The sequence below is a fragment of the Micromonospora sediminicola genome, from assembly GCF_900089585.1.
In the GTDB taxonomy this organism is placed as follows: Bacteria; Actinomycetota; Actinomycetes; order Mycobacteriales; family Micromonosporaceae; genus Micromonospora; species Micromonospora sediminicola.
Genome location: NZ_FLRH01000003.1, coordinates 1,574,411 through 1,593,040, shown reverse-complemented (window position 1 = coordinate 1,593,040; position 18,630 = coordinate 1,574,411). Strand labels below are relative to the sequence as shown.

Sequence of the window (18,630 nt, the reverse complement as noted above, 5' to 3'; positions counted from 1 at the left end):
CCCCACGGCTTAACCGTAGAAAAACTTCACGCCGTCGGAGCCGGTACGCGAACGAGGGGCACGGCCGTCGGCCGTGCCCCTCGTCGTCGGATCCGTCAGGTCACTCGCCCGGAGTGGACTTCGCGATCTGCATCAGGAACTCGATGTTGGTGCGGGACTGCTTGAGCCGGTCCAGCAGGAGGTCGAGCGCCGCCTGCGAGTCCAGCGAGTGCAGCACCTTGCGGAGCTTGTGGATGATCGCCAGCTCCTCCGGCGCGAGCAGGACCTCCTCCTTGCGCGTACCGGAGGGGTTGATGTCGATCGCCGGGAAGACCCGCTTGTCGGCGATCTTCCGGTCCAGCTTCAGCTCGGCGTTGCCGGTGCCCTTGAACTCCTCGAAGATGACCGTGTCCGCCATGGACCCGGTCTCCACCAGCGCGGTGGCGAGGATGGTCAGCGAGCCGCCGTTCTCGATGTTGCGGGCGGCGCCGAGGAAGCGCTTCGGCGGGTAGAGCGCGGTGGAGTCGATACCACCCGACATGATCCGGCCGCTGGCAGGCGCCGCCAGGTTGTACGACCGACCGAGCCGGGTCACCGAGTCGAGCAGCACGACCACGTCGTGCCCCAGCTCGACCAGGCGCTTCGCCCGCTCGATCGCCAGCTCCGCCACCGTGGTGTGGTCCTGCGGCGGACGGTCGAACGTGGCCGCGATGACCTCGCCCTTCACCGACCGCTGCATGTCGGTGACCTCTTCCGGCCGCTCGTCGACCAGCACCACCATCAGGTGGCACTCCGGGTTGTTGCGGGTGATCGCGTTCGCGATCGCCTGCAGCACCATCGTCTTACCGGCCTTCGGCGGCGACACGATGAGCGCCCGCTGGCCCTTGCCGATCGGCATGACCAGGTCGATCACCCGGGTGGTCAGGATGTGCGGCTCGGTCTCCAGCCGCAGTCGCTCCTGCGGGTAGAGCGGGGTGAGCTTGTAGAACTCCGGCCGGCGCTTCGCCTCGTCCGGCTCCATGCCGTTGATGGTGTCCAGCCGGACCAGCGGGTTGTACTTGTCGCGCCGCTGCTCGCCGTCCCGCGCGGCCCGCACGGCGCCGGTGATGGCGTCACCGCGGCGCAGGCCGTACTTCTTGATCTGGGACATCGAGACGTACACGTCGTTCGGGCCGGCCAGGTAGCCGGTGGTCCGGACGAAGGCGTAGTTGTCGAGCACGTCGATGATGCCGGCGACCGGGACGAGCACGTCGTCCTCGCCGACCTGCGGCTCGCGGCCGCCGCCGTTGTCGCCGACCTCGCCCCGCTCGCCACGGCCGCGTCGACGGTCCCGGAACCGGCTGCGCCGGCCCCGCCGGCCGCCGCCCTCGCCGTCGTCGTCACCGTCGTCGCCCCGCTCCGCGCGCTGACCCCGGTCGTTGCGGTCACGGTCGTTGCGGTCACGGTCGTTGCGCTCGGCGCGGTCGCCCCGATCGTTGCGGTCGCCCCGATCATTGCGGTCGCCGCGCTCGCCCCGGTCGCTGCGCTCGCCCCGCTCGGCCCGCTCGCCCCGGTCGTTGCGCTCGGCCCGCTCGCCCCGGTCGTTGCGGTCGCCCCGCTCGGTGCGGTCGGTCCGCTCGGTGCGGTCGGTCCGCTCGGTGCGGTCGGCCCGCTCGCCGTTGCGCTCGCGGCCCCGGCCGTCGCTGCGCTCGCCACGCTCAGCCCGGTCACCACGCTCGGCCCGGTCACCACGCTCGCCGCGCTCGGCCCGCTCGCCGGTCTCGGCGGGGGGAGCCTCCTCGGCACGCGTCTCGGCCGGCCGCGTCTCGGCGGTGGCGGCGGTGGCCCGGCTGCGACGGCCACGGGTACGACCCTCGGTCGCCTCGGCGGTGGGCGCCTGCTCGGTGGGACGCGCCTCGGCCCGCTCCTCACGGACCTCGGCGTGCACCTCCTCGCGGGCGGGAGCGGCCGCGGCCGCGACCTCGGCCCGCGGTCGAGGGGTTCCGGCGGCGGCGCCGCCCTGCCGCTCGGTGATGGCACTGATCAGCTCGCCCTTGCGCATGCGAGCCGTACCGGAGATGCCGAGCGACGCGGCCAGGCTCTGGAGCTCCGGCAGCAGCATCGCCGACAGGCCGGTGCCGCTGCGCCGACGGCGCGTGGGGGCGGCGGTGGTGGCATCGCCAGCGACGTTGGAAACATCCGACGTCACGTCGGTGGTGTCGCTCAATGGATTCCTTCCCTCGATAGGCCGGGGCTGCCCGGAGTCGTGGAACCAGGTGGCCGGGCGGCCTCGGTGCACCCGCCTCGCAAGGACGCGTCGCGGGAGTCTGTAACACAGCAGCCGGTCGGTTTCCCGACTCACCAAACATCGGTGAGCAGGTCTCGCCGTCTGCGGCGACCTGTGGAAACTGCGGTGCGGCGTGGGCCTTGGGCAGGGGTGACGGGCTGACCGCCGAGAGCTTCGGGGGTGCGCCGAACCGCAGGAAGATCGCATGCTTCGCGGCTGTGCTCGGTCTAGAGCGTAATCAACTCTTCCGACCTGCGGCAACAGGGTCCCGCTCGGCGTGTCAAAGTCTACCCCGGGAAACCCGGGCCCCGCTGACATCTATCGGCAACTCCCAGCGGCGCCATTGTGTTCCCGGGTCGAATCCCGCCGGGACCTCGGACAACGCCAGCACGGTCGGACCGGCCCCACTGACCACGGCCGCCACACCGGCCCCACGCAACGCGCTCACCAGCGCGGCGGTGGCCGGCATCCCCGGCGCCCGCTGGTCCTGGTGCAGGCGGTCGACGGTGGCCGGCAGCAGCAGGGCCGGGTCGGCGGTCAACGCGTGCACCAGCAGGGCCGCCCGACCCGCGTTGGACGCCGCGTCGGTGTGCGGCACGGTGGTCGGCAGCGCGGCCCGGGCCTCCGCGGTCAGGCCCCGCTCGGCGGGCACGAAGACGGTCGGGCGGACGGCCGACGCCACCGGCAGCGAGACCGCCCGGGCGCCGGACGGCTCCGTCCAGGCGATGGTGAAGCCACCGAGCAGGCACGGCGCGACGTTGTCGGGGTGCCCCTCCAGCTCCGCCGCCAGCCGCAGCGCCGCGTCGTCACCGAGCCGCTGCCCACCGTCGGCCACCAGCGCACGGGCCGCCAGCACCCCGGCCACGATGGCGGCCGAGGACGAGCCGAGGCCACGGGCCTGCGGGATCCGGTTGACGCACTCCAGCGCCAGGCCGGCCGGCTGCGCGCCGAGCACGTCGAAGGCGGCCCGCATGGCGGTCACCACCAGGTGCCGCTCGTCCGCCGGCAACTCCCCGGCGCCCTCGCCGGTGACCGTCACCCGCACGCCGCCGTCGGTCACCTCGGCGGTGACGTCGTCGTAGCGACCGAGCGCCAGCCCGAGCGCGTCGAACCCGGGGCCGAGATTGGCGCTGGTCGCGGGCACCCGGACCCGGACCGGGCCGGAGGTGAGAGTGGTCGGCACCGGCTCATGCTAGGGCGTGCCACCGACAGCCGGCCGGATCGCCCGCAGCGTGGGACCCGCGGGTCACCCGGCGCCGCCCGGCGCCTGCGCCGGCACCGGGTCGGCGAGCGAGAGGCGACGCGTCGCGAACCGCCAGCCGATCGCGTAGACGACGGTCACCAGGCCGCAGCCGGCCAGCACGGTCCGCTCGTCCACCCGGTCCACGACCAGCGCCACCACCAGCTGGCTGACCGCGATGGCCAGCGTCGCCAGCATCATGTCGGTGGCGAAGACCCGGCCCCGCAGCTGGTCCGGCACCTCGCCCTGCAGGGCGTAGTTGGACAGCACCCAGTTGCTGCCGCCGCCGAGGTGGGCGAGGAAGACCAGGACCAGGACCAGCGGGAACCAGGACACCGCCGAGGCGCCCAGGTAGGCCAGGCCGTACAGCGACATCGACAGCGCCAGGCCGGTGAGCAGCCAGGCCCGGTTGCTGAGCACCCGGCGCATCAGGATCGGGCCGACCAGCGCGCCGGCGCCCCGGGCGGCGAAGAGCAGGCCCGCGCCGACCGCCCCGACCCCGTAGACGCCGGCCAGCAGCGGGAAGACGGTCAGCACGCCGTTGCCCAGACCGACCGCCGACTTCACCGTGACCAGCGCGAGCACGCGCGGCCGGTGCGCGATGTAGCCCAGCGCCTCGCGGATCGCCGCCCAGGTGCGCGGCACTGTCGCCGCCGGGTCGCGGGGCGCCTGGAGCGGCCGACGGATCAGCGCCGCCAGGCCCGCCGCCCCGGCCAGCGCCGCGGCGGCCACCCAGAAACTGGCGTACGGGCCGGCGGCGGCGCTCAGGATGCCGCCGAGCGAGGCGCCGACCACGGTCATCGTGCCCCAGGCCGAGCCGGCGACCGCGTTGCCGGCGGCCAGGTCCGCCGGATCGAGCACGTTGGGCAGGGCCGCCTGGGCGGCCGGCGAGTAGAACGCTTTGGCCACTGCCACGATCGCGATCGACACCAGCGCCAGCCAGGCCGTCCCGGCGTCGCGGACGCCGAGCAGCAGCAGGATGCCGGCGAGCGCGGCCAGGTTGGCCACCATCATGACCTTGCGGCGGTCGAACCGGTCGGCCACGGTGCCGGCGTACGGGAGCAGCAGCGCGGTGGCGCCGGTGTCCACCGCCAGCACCAGCGCGCCCCAGACGCCGCTGCCGGTCAGCTGCGGCAGCAGCACCAGCAGCGGCACCATGACGAACCAGTCCGCGCCGAACACGACGAGCTCGGCGAGGAACAGGTTGCGGAAGTCGCGGTTGCGGACGAGGACCGAGAGGGTGGGCGACACGCCGGCACCCTATCGGGCCGCCCCCGGAGCGGCAGCGCGACGCAGCAGGTCGGAGACGGTGACGAAGGTGTAGCCCCGGGCCTTCAGCCCGGTGATCATGTCGGGCAGGCCGCGGAGGGCGACCAGCCGCCGCTCGTCACCGACGTCGTGGCCGAGCAGGATGGTGCCGGGCCGGACGTCGGCGACGATCCGCCGGGCGTGCCCGGCCGGGTCGTGCGGGAACTCGCTCTCGACCATCTGGAGCGTCCAGAGCACCAGCCGGTAGTCCAGCCGCGCGGCCGCGTGCAGCACCGACCCGCCCAGGTGCCCCCAGGGTGGACGGAGCAGCCGGGGGGCCGCCCCGGTGGCCGCGGTGATCGCGTCGTGGCTGCGGCTCAGGTCGTCGTGGGCCCTGGTGGCGTCCATCCGGGCGAGGTCGTGGTGGGCCCAGCTGTGGTTGCCCACCTCGTGCCCGCCCATCCGCCCCCGCACCAGCGCGGCGTGCCGCCGGGCCCGCTCGCCGACCAGGAAGAACGTGGCCGGCACCCGGTGCTCGGCCAACGTGTCCAGCACCATCGGCGTCCACTGTGGTCGCGGCCCGTCGTCGAACGTCAGCGCGACCAGGGACGTGTCGGTGCGGACGCCCCAGACGACCTGCACCCCGCCCGAGCCGACGTCCTGCCGGCGGTTGCCCAGGGTGGCACTGGCCGGGCCGCCCGCGAGCGGCAGTCGGCGGTCGGCCACCCGGGCGCTCTCCAGCGTCGCGGCGGAGCCGAGCGCGGCTCCGCCGAGCAGCAGCGCGGACCGGCGCAGCAGCGTGCGCCGACCCCACCGGCCCCCGCCGTCGACCATCACGCCCCCGCACCCCGAGTAGGCACCAGCTCACTGAGCGTACCGTCCGAGGTGGCTCACCATGTGCCCCGCGCGGCGGCGGACACGCGTGGATGGGGCCCCCGCTCATCCGGAAGGTGTCGAGCGGGGGCCCCTCCTCTCACTCGGTCGGGGGCAGCGGGGACTGCCGGCTCTTGGGCAGGCGGAGCACCTCGAACTGGTCCGTACCGTCGATCAGCGCGCCCGACGGCCGGGCCGGCGGCACGGCCACCTCGGCCGGGCGCTCCCCGCCGCCGACGCCCACCGGGACCGGCTCCGGGGCGGGCGCCTCGGCCGGCTCGGCCGCCTCGACCTGCTCCGGAGCACCCCGGCGGCGGTCCCGGCGGGCCCGCAGCGAACCCTTGGTCCGCTCCACCATGGTGTAGAGCGTCGGCACCAGGACCAGCGTCAGCAGCGTCGAGCTGAGCAGGCCGCCGATCACCACGACGGCCAGCGGCTTCGAGATGAAGCCACCCTCGCCGGTCAGCCCGAACGCCATCGGCAGCAGCGCGAAGATGGTGGCCACCGCGGTCATCAGGATCGGCCGCAGCCGACGCCGGCCGCCCTCGACCACGGCCTCGGTGACACCCATGCCCTGCGCCCGGTACTGGTTGATCAGGTCGAGCAGCACGATCGCGTTGGTCACCACGATGCCGACCAGCATGAGCACGCCGATCAGCGCCGGCACGCCCAGCGGCGTCCCGGTGGCCAGCAGCAGCGCGATCGCCCCGGTCGCCGCGAACGGCACCGAGATCAGCAGGATCAGCGCCTGGGTCAGGCTCCGGAACGTCGCCACCATGATCAGGAAGACGATCGCGATGGCGGCCAGCACGGCCAGGCCGAGGTCCGCGAACGCGTCCGCCTGGTCGGCGCTCACCCCGCCGATCACGTACGTGGCACCCGGCACGTCCAGCGCGTCCAGTCGCTTCTGCAGCTCCTGGGTGGTCGCGCCGAGGTTCGAGCCGGTGGCGGTGCCGGTGACCGAGACGCTGCGCTCACCGTCGATCCGGGTGACCTGCTGCGGGCCGTCGACCTGGTTGACGTCGGCGATCGCGTCCAGCGTCACCGGGCCCACCCGCAGCGCCCGCAGCTCGGCCACGTTCACCGGCGGCCGGGCCCCGGTGCTCAGCACCACGTCCTGCGCGGCGCCGTCCAGCGTGACCTGGCCGAGCGGCGCGCCCCGGTACGTCTGCGCGACGAGCTGCCCCACGGCCGCCTCGGTGAGACCGGCGCGGGCCGCGGCGGCCCGGTCCACTGTCACCTCCACCCGGGGCACCCGGGTGGCCAGGCCGCTGGTGACGTCCTCCACGCCGGGGGTGTCGGCCATCGCGGCGCGGACCTCCTCCGCCGCCCGGGTCAGCGTCTCCTGGTCGGCGGCCTGCACCACCACCTCGACCTGGTTGGCGGAGGCGTTCTGGCCACCGCCGAAGGTCAGCTCGCCGACCTCCGGGCCGAGCGCGTCGAACTCCTTGCGCAGCACCTGCCGCACGGCCGTGGCGTCGGTGTCGTCGGAGAGCGCCAACGACCAGGAGGCGCTGTCGCTGCCGCCCCCCGCCCACGGGTTGTCCCCGCCGCCGGCGCTGACCTGGTAGGTCTCCACCCCCGACGTACGCTTCAGCACCTCCTCGACTCGGGCGGCGGCCCGGTCGGTGCCGGCGAGTCCGGTGCCGGCCGGCATCTCCTGCCGGATCGCCAGCGTGTCCTGGCCGGAGTCGTCCAGGAAGTTGGTCTCCAGCTTCTGCGCCAGACCGAACGTGCCCAGCAGCACCAGCAGGCCGACCGCCACGGTGGCCCACCGGCTCTTGCGGGAGCGGGTGGCGAAGCCGATCACCGGCAGGTACGCCCGCTGCAACGGGCTGCGCAGCTCCTTCTCCTCGGCGGCCGCGCGGGCGGCGTCGTCGGCCCCGCGCCGCGGGCGCAGGAACCAGTAGGCCAGCACCGGGATGACGGTCAGCGACACCAGCAGCGAGGCAAGCAGGGCCACCGTCACGGTGATCGCGAACGGCGCGAACAGCTGCCCGACGAAGCCGCCGACCAGGGCGATCGGCGCGAACACCGCGACCGTGGTGAGCGTGGACGCGGTCACCGCGCCGGCCACCTCGCGGACCGCGGTCAGGATCGCCGCCCGCTTCTCCTCGCCGTACTCCAGGTGCCGTTTGATGTTCTCCAGCACCACGATCGAGTCGTCCACCACCCGGCCGACCGCGATGGTCAGCGCGCCGAGGGTCAGCAGGTTGAGCGAATAGTCGCCGGCCCAGAGCACGATCAGCGCGACCAGGACCGAGATCGGGATGGAGACCGCGGTGACCACCGTGGACCGCACCGAGAGCAGGAAGACCAGGATCACCACGACGGCCATCAGCAGGCCCAGCAGCCCCTCGGTGGTGAGGCTCTCGATGGACCGCTCGACGAACGGGGCCTGGTCGAACACCACGGTCAGCTCGGCGCCGGAGGCGGCCTCCAACTCGTCCAGCCGGTCCCGGATGTCGTGCGAGATGCCGACCGCGTTGCCGTCCGGGCTGGCGGTGACCGCGATCCCGAGGCTCGGCTTGCCGTTGGTGCGGGTGAAGGACGTCGCCGGGGCGAGCTGCTGCTCCACCCGGGCCACGTCGCCGAGGCGCACCGGCGCCGCTGGCGCCGTGGTGAGCACGATGCCCCGCAGGTCGTCCACGGTGCGGATCGGCGTGCCGACCTGCACCGGCAGCGATCGGTCACCGTCGGCCAGCGCCCCGGCCGGCACGGCCACCCCGTTGGTCTTCAGCGCCTGCGCGATCGCGGTCGGCGCCACCTTGGCGGCGGCCAGCTTCACCGGATCCGGCGTGACGGTCACCACCTGGTCGCGGGCGCCGGTGACGTCCACCGCGCGCACCCCGTCCAGCCCCTCCAGCTCCGGTACGACGGTGGCGCGCAGCTTCTCGGCCAGCGCCCGCTCGTCCCCGTCACCGGTCGCCGCGACCACCACGGCGGGCAGGTCGTCCGTGCTGCCGGCGATCACCTGCGGGTCGACGCCCTCCGGGAGCTGGGCGTCGATCCGGTTGAGCGCGATCTCCATCTTGTTGACCACGTCGTCCAGATCGGTGCCGAACTCGTACTGCACCTGGACCGTGGCCGCGCCCTCCCGGGAGGTCGAGGTGACCTTCTCCAGCCCCGGGATGCCCTGCAGGCTGTTCTCGATCGGCTCGGCGACCTGGGACTCGACGATCTCCGGGGCGGCGCCCGGGTAGGGGGCCACGATGAACGCGGCGGGGAACTCCAGCGACGGCAGCAGCTGCTGCTTCAGCGACGGCACGGCGAACGCCCCGAACGCCGTGGTCACCAACGCGATGAGGGCGATCAGGCCCCGGTTGGCGAGACTGAATCTGGCGAGCAGCGACATGGGCGTTACTCACTCCTGAAGAGGGGTCTACGGGGTGCCCTGAGTCTGCCGTACGCGATCACGCTCCCAGCAGCCGGCCCGGGGCGCCGGAGGGACCCGGCGCCGCGCTCGACGCCGCCGGTCGACGCCGCCGCCGGCCGGTCTACGGACGACTCAGGCGAGGTCGAGGGAGCGGGCGGCGGCGAGGGCGTCGTTGGCGATGGTGACCGGGGCGGGAGCCGTCGAGATGGCCCACTCCGGGTCCTTCAGGCCGTGGCCGGTGACCGTGCAGACCACCCGCGACCCGGCCGGCACCCGGCCGGCGGCGGCCTGCTGGAGCAGGCCGGCCACGCTGGCCGCGCTGCCCAGCTCGACGAAGACCCCGACCTCACGGGCCAGCAGCCGGTAGGCCGACAGGATCTCCCGGTCGGTGACCGCCGAGATCAGACCGTCCGAGGCGTCCCGCGCGTCGATGGCCTTGGTCCAGCTCGCCGGGTTGCCGATCCGGATGGCGGTGGCGATGGTCGACGGCTCGGGCACCACCTGGCCGGTGACGATCGGGGCCGCGCCGGCCGCCTGGAACCCGTACATCCTGGGTGCCTTCGTGGCGTTGCCGTCGCGCAGGTCCTCCGAGTAGCCCATCCAGTAGGCGGAGATGTTGCCGGCGTTGCCCACCGGCAGGCAGTGGATGTCCGGCGCGTCGCCGAGCGCCTCGACGATCTCGAAGGCGGCCGTCTTCTGCCCGTGCAGCCGGTCGATGTTGACGGAGTTGACCAGCGCGACCGGGAAGTCCTGGGCGAGCTTGCCGGCCAGGCCCAGGCAGTCGTCGAAGTTGCCCTGCACCTGGAGCAGCTTGGCGCCGTGCACCAGCGCCTGGGCCAGCTTGCCCAGCGCGATCTTGCCCTGGGGCACCAGCACCGCGCAGGTGATCCCGGCCCGGGCCGCGTACGCGGCGGCCGAGGCGCTGGTGTTGCCGGTGGAGGCGCAGATGATCGCCTTGTCCCCCGCCTCGACGGCCTTGGAGACGGCGAGGGTCATGCCACGGTCCTTGAACGAGCCGGTCGGGTTCGCCCCCTCGACCTTGAGCCACACGTCCGCGCCGACCCGGGCGGAGAGCACCGGCGCCGGCAGCAGCGGCGTGTTCCCCTCGTGCAGGGTGACGACGGGAGTGGCGTCGGTGACCGGCAGACGGTCCCGGTACGCCTCGATGAGTCCCCGCCACATGTCGCGCTCCTCGCCTCTCCGACCCCGGCCGACCGGGACCCGCCAACAGCGTGGACCAGCCTCCCCGACCGGTCACCGGCACACCCCGTCCTAACCATCAGGCGGGACGCCCGGGTTACGCGCCGCCCTCGACCCGCAGCACGCTGGCCACCGAGCGGACGATGTCCAACCCGCGCAGCTCGCGGACGGTGGCGGCGAGCGCCGCGTCCGGCGCCACGTGGGTGACGATCACCAGCTCGGCGTCGCCCCCGGCCGGCCCCTGCCGCACGGTCGCGATGGAGACCTCGTGCCGGGCGAACACCCCGGCCACCGCCGCCAGCACACCCGGCCGGTCGGCCACGTCGAGGCTGATGTGGTAGCGGGTGAGCGCCTCGCCCATCGGCCGCACCGACAGGTCCGCGTACGCCGACTCGCTGGCCGCGTGCACCCCGGCGAGACGGTTGCGGGCCACCGCGACCACGTCGCCGAGCACCGCGCTGGCGGTCGGCGCGCCGCCCGCCCCCCGACCGTAGAACATGAGCTGACCGGCCGCGTCCGCCTCGACGAAGACCGCGTTGAAGGCGTCGCCGACGCCGGCCAGCGGGTGGGTCAGCGGGATCATCGCCGGGTGCACCCGGACGTTCACCGTCTCCCGGCCTGCCTCGTCGACGCCCCGGGCGGCGATGCAGAGCAGCTTGATCGTGCAGCCCATGGCCTTCGCGCTGGCCACGTCCGCGGCGGTCACCTCGGTGATGCCCTCGCGGTGCACGTCGGCGGCGGTGACCCGGGTGTGGAACGCCAGCGAGGCGAGGATGGCGGCCTTGGCGGCGGCGTCGAAGCCCTCCACGTCGGCCGTCGGGTCGGCTTCCGCGTACCCCAGCTCGGTGGCCTCCTCCAACGCCTCGGCGAAGCCGGCGCCGGTGGCGTCCATGGCGGAGAGGATGAAGTTGGTGGTGCCGTTCACGATGCCGGTGACCCGGGTGATCCGGTCGCCGTGCAGCGACTCGCGCAACGGGCGCAGCAGCGGGATCGCCCCCGCGACGCTGGCCTCGTAGTAGAGGTCCGCGCCGCCCTCGGCGGCGGCGTCGTGCAGCGTGGCGCCGTCCTCGGCGAGCAGCGCCTTGTTGGCGGTCACCACGCTCTTGCCCGCGCGCAGCGCCTCGACCAGCCAGCCCCGGGCCGGCTCGATGCCGCCGACGACCTCGACCACCACGTCCACGTCGTCCCGCTTGACCAGCCCGAGCGGGTCGGTGGTGAACAGCGCCGGGTCGACCGGCAGGTCACCCCGGTCCCGGCCGAGCCGGCGTACGGCGATGCCGGCGATCTCCAGCGGGGCGCCGATCCGGGCGGCGAGATCGGCGGACTGCTCGTGCAGCAGCCGCACGACGTCGCTGCCGACCGTGCCGCAGCCGAGCAGCGCCAAGCGAACCGGTGAGGTCATCCCACATCCAATGCGAGCAGGTCGTCTTCGGTCTCCCGGCGGACGATCAGCCGGGCCCGACCGTCGCGGACCGCGACGACCGGGGGCCGCGGGACATGGTTGTAGTTGCTGGCCATGCTCCGGCAGTAGGCCCCGGTGCCGGGCACCGCGACAAGATCTCCGGGCTGCACGTCGGCGGGCAGGAATTCATCCTTCACCACGATGTCCCCGGACTCACAGTGCTTTCCCACCACGCGGGCGAGCATCGGCTCCGCCGCCGACGTGCGGTTCGCCACCGTGGCCGAGTAGGAGGCGTCGTAGAGCGCGGTCCGGATGTTGTCGCTCATCCCCCCGTCGACGCTCACGTAGGTGCGGATGCCGTCGACGTCCTTGACCGTGCCCACCTGGTAGAGCGTGAACACGGCGGGCCCGACGATGGCGCGGCCCGGCTCGACCGACAGGTGCGGCACGGCCAGGTTCTCCGCCGCGCACTCGCCGTCGACGATCTTGCGCAGCCGCTTGGCCAGGTCGTGCGGCGACGCCGGGTCGTCCTGCGTGGTGTACGCGATACCGAAGCCGCCGCCCAGGTCCAGCTCCGGCAGCTCCACGCCGCGGGCGTCGCGGATCTGCGCCTGCAGCGCGAGCACGCGGCGGGCGGAGACCTCGAAGCCGCTGGCGTCGAAGATCTGCGAGCCGATGTGCGAGTGCAGCCCCCGCAGCTCCAGCACGTCCTCGTCGAGGATCTTGAAGGCGGCCGCGGCCGCCGCGCCGCCGGCGAGGGAGAAGCCGAACTTCTGGTCCTCGTGCGCGGTGGCGATGAACTCGTGGGTGTGCGCCTCCACGCCGACCGTGACCCGGACCAGCACCCGCGGGCGTACCCCGCGCTCGCGGGCCAGCTCGGAGAGCCGGTCGATCTCGGCGAACGAGTCGACGATGATCCGGCCGACCCCGGCGTCCACCGCCCGGGTCAGCTCGGCCACCGACTTGTTGTTGCCGTGGAAGCCGATCCGCTCCGCCGGCATCCCGGCCGAGAGCGCGGTGGCCAGCTCCCCGCCGGTGCAGACGTCGAGGAACATGCCCTCCTCGGCGATCATCCGGACCACGGCGCGGCAGAGGAACGCCTTGCCGGCGTAGTAGACGTCCGCGTCCGGGAACGCGGCGCGGAACTCGCGGCAGCGCTCGCGCAGGTCGTCCTCGTCCAGCACGTACGCCGGGGTGCCGAACTCGGCGGCGAGGTCGCGGACGTCCAGGCCCGCGACCGTCAGCGCGCCGGCCGGGCCGCGCGCCACGTGACGCGGCCAGAGCTGCGGCACCAGGGCGTTGACGTCGACCGGGGTACGCAACCAGGCCGGACTGCGGTTGCCGATGTCGCCGTGCAGGGCACCGGCTTCGTGCGCTCGCATGCGGGGTTACATCCTCTCCGGGGCGGAGACGCCGAGCAGGTGGAGGCCGTTGGCGATGACCGTCCGGGTGGCGTCGTTGAGCCAGAGCCGGGCCCGGTGCAGGTCGGTGACCTCCTCGTCGCCGCGCGGCAGGATCCGGCAGTTGTCGTAGAACCGGTGGTAGGCCCCGGCGAGCCGCTCCAGGTAGCGGGCCACCAGGTGCGGCCCGCGCAGCTCGGCCGCCGAGGCGACCACGGCCGGAAACTCGGCGAGCGCCTTGAGCAGGTCGTTCTCCTTCTCGTGCACGAGCAGCTCGGCCCGGAAGTCGGCGGCGTCACCCCGGGTCAGCCCCGCCTCGGCCGCGTTGCGGCCGACGCTGGCGGTCCGGGCGGCCACGTACTGGACGTAGTAGACCGGGTTGTCGCGGGTGGCCCGGGTCCACAGTTCCACGTCGATGTCGATCGGCGAGTCGCTGGAGTAACGGGCCAACGCGTAGCGGGAGGCGTCCACGCCGATCGCGTCGACCAGGTCCTCCAGGGTGACCACGGTGCCGGCCCGCTTGCTCATCCGCACCGGTGCGCCGTCGCGGAGCAGGTTGACCAGCTGGCCGATGAGGATCTCCAGATTGCGCGCCGGGTCGTCGCCGAAGCAGGCGGCCATCGCCTTCATCCGGCCGATGTAGCCGTGGTGGTCGGCGCCCAGCATGATCACGACCCGCTCGAAGCCGCGCTCCCGCTTGTCCAGGTAGTAGGCGCAGTCGGCGGCGAAGTAGGTCCACTCACCGTTGGACTTGCGCAGCACCCGGTCCTTGTCGTCACCGAAGTCGGTGGTGCGCAGCCAGGTGGCGCCCTCGGACTCGAAGACGTGCCCCTGCTCACGCAGCCGGAGCAGCGCCTTCTCCAGCTCGCCCCGGTCGTGCAGGTCCTTCTCGTTGAAGTAGGTGTCGAACTCCACCCCGAAGTCGCGCAGCGAGGACTTGATCTCGCTGAACATCAGCTGGACGCCCTCGACCCGGAACACCTCCTGGGCGGCGTCCTCGGGCAGGTCCAGCACGTCAGGCCGGCGCTTGACGACCTCCGCCGCGATCTCGGCGATGTACGCGCCGCCGTAGCCGTCCTCCGGCGCCGGCTCGCCCTTGGCCGCGGCCAGCAGCGAGCGGGCGAACCGGTCGATCTGCGAGCCGGCGTCGTTGAAATAGTATTCGGTGCCGACGTCGGCCCCGGTGGCCCGGAGCAGGCGGCTGAGCGCGTCACCGACGGCCGCCCAGCGGACCCCGCCGATGTGCACCGGGCCGGTCGGGTTGGCCGAGACGAACTCCAGGTTGATCCGCTGCCCGGCCAGGGTGTCGGAGCGCCCGTACGCCGGGCCGGCCTCGACGATCACCTTGGCCAGCTGGCCGGCGGCGCCCGCGTCGAGCCGGATGTTCAGGAAACCCGGGCCGGCGATCTCCACCGACTTGACCCCCGGCGCCCGGCCCAGCTGGTCGGCCAGGGCCGACGCCAGCTCCCGCGGGGGGACGCCCACCTTCTTGCTGAGCTGCAACGCCAGCGTCGAGGCGTAGTCGCCGTGATCGGGGTTACGGGGTCGCTCGACGGTGGTCTGCGCGGGCAGCGCGGCACGGTCCAGGCCCCGCTCGTCGAAGACGGCGTGGGCTGCGGCGAGGACGACCTCGGCGAGTTCTGCGGGAGTCACTGAACCATGTTATCGGGGGTAGACTCGGGCACCGCGGAGGCGACCCAGCATGTGAACCGGCCCCGCGGTCCCCCTGACCGACCGACCTGACGAGGCACGATGAGCATCAGCACCCCGGGCGGCCCGGAGCGCCGTCCCACCGTGGTCAGCACCGGCAAGAAGCCGGCCGCAGGCCGTCCGGCGGCCGGCGACAAGCCCGCCGCGAAGGCCGGCGCGGGCAAGGCCGGGGGCGGCAAGGGCACGCCACGGCCGGGCGCCGGGGGCAAGGGCCGCAAGCCGGTCACCCCGGTGAAGGTGAGCCAGGGTCGCTCGTGGGGTCCGATCGCCCTGTTCGTCGCGGTCGGCGTGCTGGCCGTCGGCATCATCGGCATCGGCGCCTGGGCCGTCTACCAGGGCGCCCAGCCGTGGCAGAAGCGGGCGGACGCCATCAACGGCATGGTCGACTTCCGCAAGAAGGACAAGGACCTGGTCAAGGGCGGCAACCACCAGCCCGGCGCGATCAAGTACGACGTCTCCCCGCCGGTCGCCGGCCCGCACAACCAGGCCTGGCAGAACTGCATGGGCGACGTCTACGACGCCCCGATCGCCAACGAGCACGCGGTGCACAGCCTGGAGCACGGCACCGTCTGGATCACCTACCGCCCGGACCTGCCCGCCGACCAGGTGGAGAAGCTCAAGAGCAAGGTGCAGGGCAAGGAGAAGCTGATGCTCAGCCCGTACGAGGGGCTGGACAAGCCGATCTCGTTGCAGGCCTGGGGCTTCCAGCTCAAGGTCGACAACGCCGACGACAGCCGGATCGACGACTTCATCAAGACGCTGCGGGTGAACGCCTCGATCGAGGGCCCGAACGCCCTCTGCGACCAGGGCGTCACCGCCACCGGCACCACCCCGCGGGACAACCTGCAGAACAACATGCCCGAGCAGCCGACCCAGTAAGGACGCCGCGATGACCGCTCCGGTGACCACCGACAGCGAGCTCGACGAGGCACCGGCCACCGACGAGGGCGGCCGGCCGGCGGTACGCCGCTACGGCCTGCTTGCCGTGGCCGCCGCCATCGTGGTCGGGCTCCTGCTCGGGTACGCCGGCGGCCTGCTCACGCCGACGCTCACCCGCCCGGGGGACAACTCGGCCGAGGCCGGTTTCGCCCGGGACATGACCGCGCACCACAACCAGGCGGTGGCCATGGGCCTGCTGGCGTTCCGCCAGGGGCAGGACGCGGAGGTCCGCCAGGTCGGCGTCGACATCGCCACCGGCCAGCAGGGCGAGATCGGCACCATGCAGACGTGGCTGCGCTCCTGGAAGCTGGACCCGACCGGTGACCAGCCGGCGATGGCGTGGATGCCGGACGGGGCCGGGCTGGTGAAGAACGGGCTGATGCCCGGCATGGCCACCCCCGAGGAGATGGCGAAGCTGAAGGCGGCGACCGGACGCGAGTTCGACCTGCTCTTCCTGAACATGATGATCCGGCACCACATCGGCGGCGTGCACATGATCGACGGCATCCTGGCCGAGGGGCACGACGACGACGTGCTCGCGGTCGCCCAGACCATGAAGAACACGCAGCAGAACGACCTGACCAACCTCAGCGCCGCGCTGAAGCGCCTGGGCGGCACCCCGTAACAGACGCGAAAGGCCGGCACCCCGGTTTCGGGGTGCCGGCCTTCGGTGTCACTTGGTCCAGTGCTGGTTCACGATGTCGGTGGCCTGCTTCTCCCACTGCGCGTAGGCGTCCGGGTAGGCGGAGACCTGGACGGTCTGGGCGGCGTCGGTCAGGGGCATCTTGTCCCAGCCGTCGACCTGCTTCAGGCCCTTGAGGAAGGCCAGGGTGGAGTACTCGGGGTCGGTGATCTGCTCCGGCGTGCCCCAACCGGAGGAGGGGCGCTGCTGGAACAGGCCCAGCGAGTCGTGGTCGTTGCGGTCGCCGAGGTGGCCGAGGTTTTCCAGCTTCGACTCCTGCAGGGCGGTGGCGATCGAGATGACCGCGGCCCGCTCGGGCAGGCCGGCCTTCTTCGTGGCGGCGATGATCGCCTTGGCGTTGGCGGTCTGCTCGTCGTTCAGGGTGATGGTCGACTGCTCGCCCTGCACGGACGCGACCGCGACGGGCTTGGCGGCGGCGTGGGCGGGGGTGTCGGTGTGGGCGGCGACCGGACCGGCGAACACGCCACCGGTGAAGGCCAGACCAGCGATACCGAGGATGCTCTTGCGCAGGATCGTGTTCATCAGGGGGCTCCATTCGGGGGTCAACACACCCGGGGGGGTGTGGGCACCGTCAGGCGCTCGAGAAGTCTTGAAGGGGGATCCGGCACGCTCGTGGAACCGGGGGGCCAGCTCACGGGGCCGGGGATGTCCGGCTGGCTCGCGGGGCGGGGGGGCTGCACGCGGCGCCGGCATGATGTGTAACGACCGGCGGCCTGCCGTCATTCCGCCGGGGGCGGGGGCGGCTCGGGGGTGTTCGCCTGCTCGGTCGTTCACCCGTCTACAACGCCGCCCCGCCCACGCCGATTCCGCGCCCGGGGTGCCGCCCACCACCACCGAACCGGACACCCCACTCGCATCCCAGGCGCCCGGGTGAAAGCCCCCCGGGTGCATCCGGACACCCGCAGACACCCGTGACGTTCCACCCAGCGGCCGCCAACCCGGCCAGTGGAACACCATGGGGGCATCCCGGCCGCGGAGACACCCATGACGATCCACCCAGCGGCCGCCAACCCCGTCGGTGGAACGCCGTGGGTGTATCCCGGCCATGGAGACACCCATGACGTTCCACCCAGCGCCCGCCAGCCCCGTCGGTGGAACGTCATGGGTGCATCCCGGTCCGGGAGACACCCATGACGCGCCACCCAGCGAATGCCAACCCGGCCAGTGGAACGCCATGGGTGCATCCCGGCCCGGGAGACACCCATCCCGTTTCACCCAGCGCACGGCAGCCCCACGAGTGGAACGCCACGGGTGTGTCCCGGCCGGGAGACACCAGCCCCGCTTCACCACCGACCGCCAACCTCGCCGGTGGAACAACCCAGGTGCATTGCGGCCGCCCACCAACCGGCTGCCCGCTGCCCGCCGTGCATGCCGGGCAGCGGGGTGACCAAGGAAGTTGGGTCGGCTGAGGCCCTCGGCGCCGACACAAACCCCTTGATCACCGGGAACGACGCGCGCGGTATGTCGGATATGCCGCTTTGTAACGTTTTGGGGTTAACAGGTCATTGTGGTGCTCTGAGAAGTTTCTCCATACATATCGTGACCAGTTGCGATTCGGGCTCGTTGCGCAGGACGTGGGGGTTGCACTCAGAGACGCAGGGCGGTCGGTGACCAGCTGGTGCCGACGCCACACCATCGGCGGTGACGGGGCGGTGGCAGCCGTCCGTCGCGGACTGCGGCAGGGCGAGCCGGGAACGCTCAGCCGCGAACAGGAACTCGAACTGATCGACGTACTGCGGGGGGTCCACCCCGACGAGTTCGGCATCGACGAGGAGCTCTGGACGCGCCAGAGCCTGACCACTCTCGTCGAGCGTCGGTTCGGGCTGAGCATGGACACCGGCCTCGTCGGGGCGTACCTGCGGGCCTGGGGTCTGGGGCCGCGCGAACCGCGCGAGCGCGCCTGCGGTCTCTGCGTCGGCGCGGTCGAACGCTGGGTACGCAGCGAGTACCCGGCGATCACCCGGGCGGCCCAGGAGCACGCCGCGGAGGTCTACTGGATCGGCCGGGTGCGCCTGCGGGGCACCATGCCGGCCGCGGACGTCGTGTCGGCGGTGTCGTCCCGGGGACGGGTACGGTTCATGGTCACCACGCCCTCGGTGGACCCGCCGCTGCCCCGGGACTTCGTCCTGCGGTTGAGCGGGGCCGAGGAGCGTACGGTGCACCTCATCGTGGACGGCTCCTGGCCGCGCAACGAGTGGCCCCGGCGGCTGCCCCGTCGGATCGTGCTGCACCCGCTGCCGAGCTGCGGTCGCGCCGTCGCCGCCGCCTGACCGGCGAAGATCGACTCGCGGGAT

The 18,630-nt window shown here is 73.0% G+C and carries 13 protein-coding genes; 3 read left to right on the top strand and 10 right to left on the bottom strand.

Annotated features, from left to right (window positions below; translation table 11 throughout):
• Positions 1-100: 100 nt before the first annotated feature.
• The 9 genes from rho to argS form a co-directional block, all read right to left on the bottom strand.
• The gene (gene rho, locus GA0070622_RS08095; protein ID WP_091571191.1) at positions 101-2,185 is read right to left on the bottom strand and encodes a transcription termination factor Rho; all 2,085 of its coding nucleotides are present in this window, start codon (positions 2,183-2,185) and stop codon (positions 101-103) included.
• Positions 2,186-2,525: 340 nt separating this feature from the next.
• Positions 2,526-3,428 (bottom strand): homoserine kinase, encoded by a 903-nt coding sequence (gene thrB, locus GA0070622_RS08090; RefSeq protein ID WP_091571187.1) that lies wholly within the window; start codon positions 3,426-3,428, stop codon positions 2,526-2,528.
• A gap of 63 nt (positions 3,429-3,491) precedes the next feature.
• Positions 3,492-4,736, bottom strand: coding sequence for an MFS transporter (locus tag GA0070622_RS08085; protein WP_091571184.1), 1,245 nt, complete (start codon positions 4,734-4,736; stop codon positions 3,492-3,494).
• 9 nt (positions 4,737-4,745) lie between these two features.
• A complete protein-coding gene (locus GA0070622_RS08080) occupies positions 4,746-5,567 on the bottom strand; it encodes a polysaccharide deacetylase family protein (protein ID WP_091571179.1) in 822 nt (273 codons plus the stop codon).
• Positions 5,568-5,706: 139 nt separating this feature from the next.
• Positions 5,707-8,961 carry an efflux RND transporter permease subunit gene (locus GA0070622_RS08075; RefSeq protein ID WP_091571175.1) on the bottom strand — a complete coding sequence of 1,085 codons (3,255 nt, stop codon included), beginning with the start codon at positions 8,959-8,961 and terminating at the stop codon, positions 5,707-5,709.
• A 153-nt stretch (positions 8,962-9,114) separates the two neighbouring features.
• Positions 9,115-10,164 (bottom strand): threonine synthase, encoded by a 1,050-nt coding sequence (gene thrC / locus GA0070622_RS08070; protein ID WP_091571171.1) that lies wholly within the window; start codon positions 10,162-10,164, stop codon positions 9,115-9,117.
• A gap of 115 nt (positions 10,165-10,279) precedes the next feature.
• The gene (locus tag GA0070622_RS08065; RefSeq protein ID WP_091571166.1) at positions 10,280-11,584 is read right to left on the bottom strand and encodes a homoserine dehydrogenase; all 1,305 of its coding nucleotides are present in this window, start codon (positions 11,582-11,584) and stop codon (positions 10,280-10,282) included.
• Complete coding sequence (lysA, locus tag GA0070622_RS08060; RefSeq protein ID WP_091571162.1) at positions 11,581-12,966, bottom strand: diaminopimelate decarboxylase; 1,386 nt, start codon at positions 12,964-12,966, stop codon at positions 11,581-11,583. The genes GA0070622_RS08065 and lysA overlap by 4 nt, the downstream gene beginning before the upstream one ends.
• 6 nt (positions 12,967-12,972) lie before the next feature.
• Positions 12,973-14,637, bottom strand: coding sequence for an arginine--tRNA ligase (gene argS, locus GA0070622_RS08055; RefSeq protein WP_091571157.1), 1,665 nt, complete (start codon positions 14,635-14,637; stop codon positions 12,973-12,975).
• Positions 14,638-14,736: 99 nt separating this feature from the next.
• Between argS and GA0070622_RS08045 the strand changes: the two genes are divergently transcribed.
• Together GA0070622_RS08045 and GA0070622_RS08040 are read left to right on the top strand one after the other, a co-directional pair.
• A complete protein-coding gene (locus GA0070622_RS08045) occupies positions 14,737-15,573 on the top strand; it encodes a thioredoxin-like domain-containing protein (RefSeq protein ID WP_091571154.1) in 837 nt (278 codons plus the stop codon).
• Positions 15,574-15,583: 10 nt separating this feature from the next.
• Positions 15,584-16,258 carry a DUF305 domain-containing protein gene (locus tag GA0070622_RS08040; RefSeq protein WP_091571150.1) on the top strand — a complete coding sequence of 225 codons (675 nt, stop codon included), beginning with the start codon at positions 15,584-15,586 and terminating at the stop codon, positions 16,256-16,258.
• Between the two features lie 48 nt (positions 16,259-16,306).
• On the opposite strand, the gene GA0070622_RS08035 is transcribed toward GA0070622_RS08040, so the two are convergent.
• The gene (locus GA0070622_RS08035; RefSeq protein ID WP_091571146.1) at positions 16,307-16,858 is read right to left on the bottom strand and encodes a hypothetical protein; all 552 of its coding nucleotides are present in this window, start codon (positions 16,856-16,858) and stop codon (positions 16,307-16,309) included.
• A 1,052-nt stretch (positions 16,859-17,910) separates the two neighbouring features.
• Between GA0070622_RS08035 and GA0070622_RS08030 the strand changes: the two genes are divergently transcribed.
• Complete coding sequence (locus tag GA0070622_RS08030) at positions 17,911-18,606, top strand: winged helix-turn-helix domain-containing protein (protein ID WP_091571142.1); 696 nt, start codon at positions 17,911-17,913, stop codon at positions 18,604-18,606.
• Positions 18,607-18,630: the final 24 nt, after the last annotated feature.